The organism is Natronocalculus amylovorans (genome assembly GCF_023638035.1).
In the GTDB taxonomy this organism is placed as follows: Archaea; Halobacteriota; Halobacteria; order Halobacteriales; family Haloferacaceae; genus Natronocalculus; species Natronocalculus amylovorans.
Map to the genome: position 1 here is coordinate 1 of NZ_JAKRVX010000015.1, position 9,455 is coordinate 9,455.

General features: G+C 49.1%; 11 protein-coding genes. 7 read left to right on the plus strand and 4 right to left on the minus strand.

Annotation, left to right across the window (positions count from 1 at the left end):
• Nucleotides 1-436 precede the first annotated feature (436 nt).
• Nucleotides 437-790, plus strand: a complete 354-nt coding sequence (locus AArcSt2_RS16525; RefSeq protein ID WP_425493682.1) for an SHOCT domain-containing protein — start codon at nt 437-439, stop codon at nt 788-790.
• Nucleotides 791-1,044: 254 nt separating this feature from the next.
• Nucleotides 1,045-1,776, plus strand: coding sequence for a hypothetical protein (locus AArcSt2_RS16530; RefSeq protein ID WP_250586319.1), 732 nt, complete (start codon nt 1,045-1,047; stop codon nt 1,774-1,776).
• Nucleotides 1,777-1,943: 167 nt separating this feature from the next.
• Here AArcSt2_RS16530 and AArcSt2_RS16535 read toward each other — a convergent pair whose 3' ends face one another.
• The 3 genes from AArcSt2_RS16535 to AArcSt2_RS16545 form a co-directional block, all read right to left on the minus strand.
• Nucleotides 1,944-2,519: a hypothetical protein gene (locus AArcSt2_RS16535; RefSeq protein WP_250586321.1), complete on the minus strand. Its 576-nt coding sequence runs from the start codon at nt 2,517-2,519 to the stop codon at nt 1,944-1,946.
• 189 nt (nt 2,520-2,708) lie between these two features.
• Nucleotides 2,709-3,245 (minus strand): hypothetical protein, encoded by a 537-nt coding sequence (locus AArcSt2_RS16540; protein WP_250586324.1) that lies wholly within the window; start codon nt 3,243-3,245, stop codon nt 2,709-2,711.
• Nucleotides 3,246-3,260: 15 nt separating this feature from the next.
• Entirely contained in the window at nt 3,261-3,947 is a 687-nt protein-coding gene (locus AArcSt2_RS16545; protein ID WP_250586326.1) for a hypothetical protein, read from the minus strand.
• Nucleotides 3,948-4,436: 489 nt separating this feature from the next.
• Here AArcSt2_RS16545 and AArcSt2_RS16550 point away from each other — a divergent pair, with 489 nt between their 5' ends.
• The 5 genes from AArcSt2_RS16550 (at nt 4,437) to AArcSt2_RS16570 (ending at nt 8,698) form a co-directional block, all read left to right on the plus strand.
• The gene (locus tag AArcSt2_RS16550; RefSeq protein WP_250586328.1) at nt 4,437-5,453 is read left to right on the plus strand and encodes a M48 family metallopeptidase; all 1,017 of its coding nucleotides are present in this window, start codon (nt 4,437-4,439) and stop codon (nt 5,451-5,453) included.
• A gap of 36 nt (nt 5,454-5,489) precedes the next feature.
• A complete protein-coding gene (locus tag AArcSt2_RS16555; protein ID WP_250586330.1) occupies nt 5,490-5,678 on the plus strand; it encodes a hypothetical protein in 189 nt (62 codons plus the stop codon).
• A 74-nt stretch (nt 5,679-5,752) separates the two neighbouring features.
• The gene (locus AArcSt2_RS16560; protein WP_250586332.1) at nt 5,753-6,670 is read left to right on the plus strand and encodes a S49 family peptidase; all 918 of its coding nucleotides are present in this window, start codon (nt 5,753-5,755) and stop codon (nt 6,668-6,670) included.
• Nucleotides 6,663-7,712 carry a DUF4350 domain-containing protein gene (locus tag AArcSt2_RS16565; protein WP_250586334.1) on the plus strand — a complete coding sequence of 350 codons (1,050 nt, stop codon included), beginning with the start codon at nt 6,663-6,665 and terminating at the stop codon, nt 7,710-7,712. The genes AArcSt2_RS16560 and AArcSt2_RS16565 overlap by 8 nt, the downstream gene beginning before the upstream one ends.
• Nucleotides 7,713-7,780: 68 nt before the next feature.
• A complete protein-coding gene (locus tag AArcSt2_RS16570; RefSeq protein ID WP_250586336.1) occupies nt 7,781-8,698 on the plus strand; it encodes a hypothetical protein in 918 nt (305 codons plus the stop codon).
• Between the two features lie 32 nt (nt 8,699-8,730).
• Here AArcSt2_RS16570 and AArcSt2_RS16575 read toward each other — a convergent pair whose 3' ends face one another.
• A complete protein-coding gene (locus AArcSt2_RS16575) occupies nt 8,731-9,219 on the minus strand; it encodes a DUF8156 family protein (protein ID WP_250586338.1) in 489 nt (162 codons plus the stop codon).
• Between the last annotated feature and the right edge of the window lie 236 nt (nt 9,220-9,455).

A 9,455-nucleotide genomic window follows, 5' to 3' on the forward strand; every position in this document is an offset into this window, starting at 1 on the left:
GTTAAAGCTAACGGTCGGCATTCGGGCTGGCTGTCAGAACGTGGTTAGTTCAGCCGTTGTCGGATTCCCTCCCGGCCTGAAGGCCGGGATTCCCTCCTTGCAGGAAGATGGTCCAACTCACGAGTCTACAGCCAGGACAGTATCCGTTTGTCTCACCGATTCCAGAGGAGCTCACAGGAGTCATGTATTCACCTTCAGCCTGTGTTGCTTCTTAAAGAAGCGGACTTACACGAAGTCGAGGAGAATGCCCATGACTTTAGTCGTGCGGAGGATGTCAACTCCTGCAATTCAGCTAAATTGGCTAGGCAGGACTAATTTTCTGAAGGCGATCGCTCCTCTTTATCATGCGTTGATCCGAAAGATTTGATGCTGACGAAATCCCACGAACCGAGATTCAAAATACCTTTTTATATGGATTGCGGCAAAATTAGACCTTATGGACTCAGATGACACTCTCCTCAGGACACTCCTGATTGTGATCGCTGTTATCCTCCTCATCCCGTTCCTTATGATGGTGTTTATGATGCCTATGGTGGGAGTTTGGGGCGGGGGACACATGTGGAATAGCGGGATGTGGGACGGTACAGGAGCAACGTGGATGTGGTTCCTGATGTGGCTCGTCCCGCTCGCCGTGTTACTTGGGATCGGCTATCTCCTCTACAGGGTGGTCCATCGGTCCACTGATCAAGAAACCGACCCCGCACTTGAGCAATTGCGCCTTTCATATGCCCAAGGGAAACTCTCGGATGAGGAATACGAAGAACGTCTCAACCGCCTCGATCGAGACTAGCCTGACAGGTGACCGACCATTCGGGGATCGCCACGGGGACCACGACGCCCACAGTGAGGGTCATGACCACGAGCATGGAGGGCTGGTCGACCACTCTGGACATGAGGCCACGTTCAAACGGAGGTTTTCGTATGTCTCGTCCTCTCGCTGCCGGTTCTTTACACAAAATCAAGGAGAAAACCCATAACTTTAGTCGTGGGAGGATGTCAATCATGCCGAGTTATTTATGAAGTAGTAATTATATGTTAATAAATATGAATGTGGGACAAGCTATAACTTTCGTAGCAATCCTAGTGGGCGGGATCCTACTGATAGCGCATTCTATCAAACAATTTCGAAGAGTAAGGGTGATTAAAAATTCAGATGAAGTGTCTATATCCGAAACGATAGATCGAAATGACAGGGTGCAAATAAGCGGAAAAGTGCTTGATTATGAGGACACATTAGATTCACCGATAGAGAACGAGAAATGTGTTGCATATGAATATATTATTTCGAAAAGTACGAGAGACCATGCAGATCCAGAGAACGAATATAGATGGAAAGATTTAGATGAACGAAATGAAACCGTCGATTTTATTCTTGAAGATCATACCGGAACGGCTTACATACGTACAGATGGCTCTGAAATTTCACTCACACATAATTCGAGATATACCGTATCTGATTCATCCTCAATCCCGGCTACGGTCACAGGGGATCCGATCCCGTTTGATCCGATGAAATTCAATTTTGATGATAGGCTACGATTTAAAGAAGGTACTATAAAACCAGGTGACTGGATATCTGTCATCGGAAAATTCGGTGACAAGAAAATAGAACATAGTCTGGAATTTGATACCAACTCCGAGGAGATAGCGTACATTTTCGACAAAGATGTAGAAAAAGAGATTAATAATTTACGAACACCGGCAATTGCGGGACTTATATTTGGCTCCGTTTTTTTACTTTTCTTAGTAGCTTATGTTATGTTAGAGATATTGTAGTTAGTTACCCACAATAAAGTCGTGGGCTTCTGCCCTCAAAATCAATGTGACGTCTTCACCCAACACAAACGGCAATATTCTCTTGCTTTTTAAACATAGTTTTCAGCAACTTGAGCGGGCCTACGATTTGAGATTTACAGAATGCAAGGAGAATGCCCCGAGGTGGTTCACTCTCGGGGAAGCGGGAATCGCTTCCAGAGCCACACGAGCATTAAAACCCCGAAAGCTACAAAACTCAGTCCAATCACGGTCCATTTCGCGAAGGTGAAAATTGGTACCAGATGTGAGAGCACGGGTGCTCGATCTGGATAAAGAAACATTACAATCGACGCCGAGCTGTTCTCCATGAAATCCAGCAATACTGCAAGTACTGGGAGCAGCAACGTGTATCTAAATCGCAAGTTCTCTGTCGCCTGCCCAAAATAACTGATACCTGCCCAGAGAAACCAGCCATAGGCAAGCGGCCAGACGATATCAAACGTAAACCGGGAGCGGATGTAATATCGCCTCCCATCTTCTCCGTATGCGCTCGCCATATTATAGAGATCCGAGGCAGAATAAATGAACGAGCCGTCCGGGGTGGGGTTCTCACCAAAATATGCTACGTTTCTGCTGGCTTCTTCTGGAAGAATAATTGTGAGAAACACGATGAATGTGGCCGTCGAAACGCCCAACATACGACCACTGGCAAGCGATCCCGAGGTTTTTACGATCCGATCGGCCAATGCAATAACCCGCTCCATATGACTCTCATCGATGGTACATTTAAAAAATGATGCCATCTCATTAACCGGCTGTTTGAGAAGCAGTGAAGTACCACGGGTCGGGTGACCCGTGGAACTCTCGCTGTTCTCTTTAGACCTGAAGAATCTAATTTCAACAGGACCGAAAATAAAATACGAAAAAATACAGAATTGGTGCCCGATTAGGAATTATTCGGCGCGCGTTCGGCCTCGGTGGTTCCAGTAGACGAGTCCACCGACGAACCCGAACAACAGTGCGGCAAGGGGATAGGCGAACATGGTCAGTTTCCACTCGATACCACGGCGTTCGAGGGTGATTGCATCGCCGAGTACGGTCCCTGCGATCAGGATATTCATTGGAATGCTCGCGTAGACCATCGTTTCGGCCCTTGCACCGGCCGCCCACAAGGTCCCCAGGACGAACAGCTGCAGGCCGATCGCCCCAAAGACGGCGTATTTCAACCGGGAATCCGGGGCTTCCGGGAGAATCGCCTCGGGTCGCCACTCGTCTCGCCAACGAACGATCGCCGTGATGATTCCGACGAGCAAGAACCCGACGAGCAGCCAGCCGAGCGCGCTACCGAGCCACTCGGCGATCGTCTGCGCTCCCGCCGGCGGCAGGATACCTAGCCCGACCCCCGCAGCGAGGGCAAACCCCGCGTGGTACCATCTGAATCCCAGATCGCCTATCGACGCCGTCACATTCGTGCTTGTTTTAGTTGTCATACTTTCACCTCGTGTCTAATTGCCTCCGGGGCGCACTGGGCTTTCTTCGAACGGTGTGAAGAACCGTTCATAGTTACGATGTAGCTCCTCGTAGGTTTTCGTGACTGGGGCCAAGGCTCCGTTGATGAAATCTCCCAAGTTGCCGGACTGGCGAGTTTCCATCACGTACGCGCCGGTCAGCAATGAGTCAGCATAGACAACCGCGGCATCCGCACCCGGTCCGTGCCCGTAGTATGTGATATGACCTTCCCAGATCTCGTCGACGATCGCGTCGCCTCTATCGTCCGATGAAATGATCCGATTTAGCGTCTGGCAGTCCGTGTCGACGGTCAACATTAATTCAAGACCGCCAAATCCACCGTAGTAATCGCCGAATGCGGTTCTAACTTGGAAATCCTCACCTACGTACGTCACGAACGACATCTTCGGGTAGGGATCGTCCGGATATCGGTCATCGTATACGTGTAGGATGATGCTGTTCCCACGGGCAACGTCTTGATACCACCGTGGAAGGATGTCCAGCACCTCCTCTGCGGCAGTCTCAAGGTCATTTTCGACAGGTTCGAAATCAATGGCACAGAAGTCGACATGGTGTTCGGGCGCAGTAGACGCAGCGCTGGCTGGCGCCACAAATCCTACCGGATGGCTGAGTAACAGTACACAGCACAGGAGTACGAATGCGGTATTGGCCTTCGAATTCATGATGAATTCATAAACGGTAATAAAAGTATATATACATATCTGTAAAATTATAGAGATATTTACACAACAAATGTCATAGAATTCGTGATTTTTGATTTGTTTTCGACAACGACGGGCCTATTCGAGAATCTCGAGCAGTTCCTTCGTCGTTCGATTCAGGCGATCGAGGTGCCCATCCGTAAACTGAGTAGGGGAAGATCCGTTCAAGCAATGCAAGTCGATCGATTTAGTTGTCCAAGAGGTGTTCATCCTTAGTTCACGAGCCCCATTGACTATATTGATACACTGATATCGAGCGGGGAATGTCAATTCAAGGTGCCTCGTATTTTGCTCGGATATCAGTGTGGTTTAATTTACAAGTTGCATAATAAAATATGTTAACTATCCTGAACAAGTTGCTGCTTTTTATCGATGTACTCAACGAACACACTTGAATGACACTGCAGATTTCATCAAAACTAAAATATATACTCTCCGAAAAAATACTTGATGACAATGTCGCCTGGTCGACAAATTAGTTTATTTTTATTATTACGAATAGTCGTTTCCCTTGGAGTAATTTCGCTAGCAACCGCCTCAATCGTTACTGCGGCGATTATCATAACTGGCCTAACTGCAATCTTGACCCTCGGAACAATGCTATTTATTATAGAAACTATTTTTTTGTCGTCGGAAAATCCGATTATAGGGATATCACAGTTCACTTTATTGGAGATTAGTTTCTTTATTATCGTTGCTGGAGCGATCTTATTTCCACTCGTATATTATCAGCCAGTCAAGCGAGAGATCCAAGAATTCAACGAGAAACTTGGTGCAACGGGCCAATTAGCGAGCGAGCGCCACACAAAAATTTCGAGAACGGCGACTCGAATCGCTCAACAAGCAGACATTCCAGCACCTGAAGTACGAATCGTCAACCGAAGCCGTCCAGAATCGTATACATTAGGTGGGCTCTCTACAGGAACGATTATCATCACGCGCGGCGTCATTCGACAATTAACAGAAACTGAAATTGAAGCGGTATTAGCACACGAAGTGAGCCACCTCGCTAATGGAGATGGCCGCTTGATGAACTATTTACTTATACCTCTACTTATTGCAGAAGATCTTAGCTCAAATGATCGTCCAAAATTCAGATTAAAAAACGGTTTTGGCGTGTTTATCTTTATTGCTAAATTAGGATCCTGGGTAATGATTACTCTTATTACGACTATTTTGTTGTTTGTGTGTCAACTTGGTGTTTCTCTACTCTCTCGTGCACGTGAATTTACCGCAGACCAAGCTGCTGCAAAGCTTACTGGTTCGCCTGGTGCGCTTGCAAGTGCGTTGGAAAAATTAGCGGGTGCAAGAACTCGCCCTACAGAAGACCTTCGGAATATCAAACGATCTGCAGGACCACTTGACATCCTTCCACTGACAGATCAAGCGGAGCAACATTGGTTACTGCGAACTCACCCGACAACGGAAGCTCGAATTGATCGCCTCAGACAATTGTCTGTAGACTAACGACAATAATATAACAATTGTGGGTGACAGCACGGTATGGTACAACGAATCGGTTACCGAACCCAGATTGCAATCTCATTTTTCACATCGGTATTCGCAGGCTACATGTTGTCAAGACGAGACGATGGCGATGAACGAATCAAGATGGATCTCATGAGCTATATTATCGGCGCATTTGGAACCGTTATTGGCTACCGAATCGGGAAGAAACGAGATCGAAATTAAATACTGAATGCCAATTCAATCTGTAAACCAAACAGTATTCATAGTTGTAATTTAGACTTGTACTCGTCTAGTTCATGAAAACTGACATGCTCTCCAACTTGAGCCCCGTGTCGGGGACCCTCCTTATTGTGGTCGTGTTCGCCCTTGCTGTTGGTGCCTTTGCTGCACCGATCGCATGGGGCTCCACGGCCGGCCCTGATGGTTCCGTCATGGTTGTCTCGGTTGATACGACACTCACAGAAGCAACGGCAGATGAAATCAAAGCAGATCTTCGAGAGGCCCGAGCCGATCCAGAGATTGGTGCGGTTGTCCTCCAACTCAACAGCCCAGGTGGAACCGTTCCCGCCAGTGAAGGACTCTTCTTCGCTGTCGAGCGGACTGCAGAAGAGATGCCGGTGATGGCAAATGTCCAGTCGATGGCAGCGTCTGGTGGTTACTATATGGTTGCACCAGCAGATGAGATCTTTGTCAAGCCTGGATCGATGGTTGGCAGCATTGGTGTCCGTGCAACGTTCATCGATGCAGGCCAAACACAGAACGAGATTATCACTGGTCCGGATAAAAATAGCGGCTACACCGAAGCAGAGTTGCGACAACAGATCGAGTCGATGCAACAGTCGTTTATTACCTCTGTGACCACGCATCGCAGTGACGAGCTAACCATCTCTGAAAGCGAACTTGCAAATGCAAAGGTGTACGCTGGAGCTGAAAGCGTCAACAACGGCCTTGCAGACTCGATCGGTGATTCGGAGGTTGCAATCAGTGCCGCAGCAGACCAAGCCGGCTACAGGAGCTACGAGATCGAGAATCGATCGCACAGCCCCGCAGGTCTTGGTGGGATTGTACTGGAGTCGGAGACAGACGATAGTACGGTGACGGTTGAGACACCAACCTTCCTCGCACTCTACGGAACCATTGATGTGCCAACAGCAGACAACACTTCATCAGTAAATGAAACAGCAACCGCCGACGGAGGTGAGGCTGATGCGTAATCGTGACCCGCGATCGATCGGCATCTACGCTGGTGTATTTATTGGAATTGTTGCAGCCATACTGCTTGTCGCCAGTCTTGGTGGCTTCGTCCTTGGTGATACGGGAGCCAATAGCGGCACCCATACCGTTGATGACGATCGCTATACAGACACGTATCCGGATGCGATTGAACGAAGTGGCGCGATCGATATCGATGAGGCTGGAGAATCCAAAACCATCCTCATCGACCAAGCACACGGTAATGCATTTACTCGCGATGAGATCGATCCGCTGGTGACTGCATTAATCGAAGCCGGTCATGAGGTGCAGTATCTCGACATGTTCGATCCGTTTGCTGAGTCATTACAAGATGCAGACGCATATGTTGTTATTGACCCACAGCAGTCATTCATGCCACAGGAAACTGAAGCACTTGAAGAGTTCGCAGCTGCAGATGGGCGAGTCTTGTTGCTTGGTGGCCCGTCAGCTGCAGGCGGAACAGATCTCCTTGGTGAGTTGATCGGTGCGCCGGCAGCAGCCGGCAGTACAGAGTTCGATTCATTCTCCTCCCAGTTTGGGTTTGGCTACGGTGCTGGCTACCTCTATAATATGGAACGTAACGCGAACAACTTCCAGTCGATCTATGTAGAAGGCGCTGAATCCGATCTCAGCGATGGCGTCGAAGAAGTAATTCTTGATGGCCCATCACCGCTGGTTGCTTCCAATACTGCAACACCAATCTTGCAAACAACCGATGACACAATCTCTTCTGAAACCCGGGTTGAAGATACATACACCGTCGCAATCCAGACTGGTGCAATCGTTGCGGTCGGCAGTGCAGACTTCATCACAACGGATCGGTTCAATCAGGCAGACAACGATGTATTCATCAGCAACCTGCTGAGCTTTGCGGTTTCTGGTGACAAAGAGCCCGGTGCCCCGGAAGCAGACGATCCGTTCGCCCCACCACAAGAGCCGGTACAGCCACCGGCTGACCCTGACGATGTTGAGATTGAAGAACCAGCTGATGATACACCACCTGAGGAACCAGCAACTGGGTAACCGCGGACGCTGAGATCAGGTCTTTCATTCCAGAAGAATTATCAGCAGGCGTATTGATTTTCAAACGAATGCCCTCCAAGCGAACATTTCTTCACGGTTTAGCGACCGTTCTTACCGGATCGGTCGTCGCAACAGTGCCCGCGACAGCAATCGACTCGTCAAAACAGCACGCTGCACCAATCGATTCTGCAGTCTCTATCCAAGCAAACCAACGAGTTATCCAGTTGATAGACCAGCCCGAACAGATTGCACCGTATATTCACCAGCTCCAAGATGCAGTTCCATCGCTCTCGCTTGCTGATTGTACAGACATACAGAGTGTTGGCGCTGTCCGATCGGACTTCACAACTGAAGGGCTGCTCACCGTATCAGGATCGTTCGATGCTGCGGTCTCAGATGATGTTGCAGGAGCTGATGCAGTCCAGACTAAAGAGACGCAGCACGAGACCGTCTATGAAATTCCGTCCGCCCAAAGCGCTGCGACGATCGAACCGAACGCAATAACGGCAGCACACAACCAGTCTACCGAAGAGGCTCGTGCACAACTCACCGAGAATACGGGAGGGACTGTTGCACAGACTCAACAGTATCGATCGCATCTTACTGGACCTGCAGTGCGGCGACTCCAGCCACACCTCGCTGGTGATCTCACTATGACCGCGTCAGTTGGGCCCGTGATTCGATCGGCTGCGCTCGAAGAAGCGGAGGCGCTACCGGGGTCGCTTGAAACGATCGTGGAAATCACAGAAGCGATCGGGTTGTCAATTTCACCAACACCAACGGAAACCACATTCAAATACGTGATTGTTGCACAACCAAGCGAACTTGCAGCTGTTTCTGTCGAAGATGTGGTTACGTCGCTATCGCTTTCTGACGATATCGAACAGACGCTGTCTGTAACACAATCGGATGCGGTTGCAACAGTCAGTGTGACCATCCCAACGACTGAGGTTGTTCAACAGCACTTAGGGACGATCGATTTTTAAACAAAAACGACGGATCGATCATACTAAATGTGTTAACAGTAGTCTGACAGACGAGCCACCCTCAAGGAATAGCAGTGATTTAGCAGGCCTTGTCTGTTCCACCCGCACGGAGATACGACCGAGACTGCCGCCCGGCGTAACTCAGTGGCATAATACTCAGGATCGTACGTGTCAGGCTTTTCAACCGACAATCGAACCTGGTCGATTGGCTGTGCGTTAGTATCTGCGACAACAAATTCGATCGACTGGCCAGCCGACCTCGGGAGATCAATAACAGAAGCTCGCTCTAATGCAGCCGTAGTCAGTGACTGTTGTGCGTACTCAGTTCGGTCTTTTGACGTTCGGATTGAGACTCCCAATCGATCCGGATCATTTTGATAGCCTGCCGCGTCAGCGTACGCGTGAGAAAAGCACAGATCGAAATATGCTTGCTCGTGCTGTCGAAGACCGCGTCGAAATGGTTGCCACTCCTGTTCGATCGATTGAATACGATTTCGGAAGGTTGGGTTTGTTCGTCCCATCTTCCTACAAGGAGGGAATCCCGCCGTTCACGGCGGGAGGGTATTCGACAACTACTGAACTAACCACCTTCAAACGGCCTGTCTGAATGCCAACCGTTATGTTCATCTTACACAGAAACTTACATTCTAATAGATGAGGGCTGATTTCGATATGGAGCGAGGTGGGTCACTTCATGAAGCTGTGAAGCAATACGCCCGCGATAACGGGGTACGCCACCCACGAGCATACTCCGAAC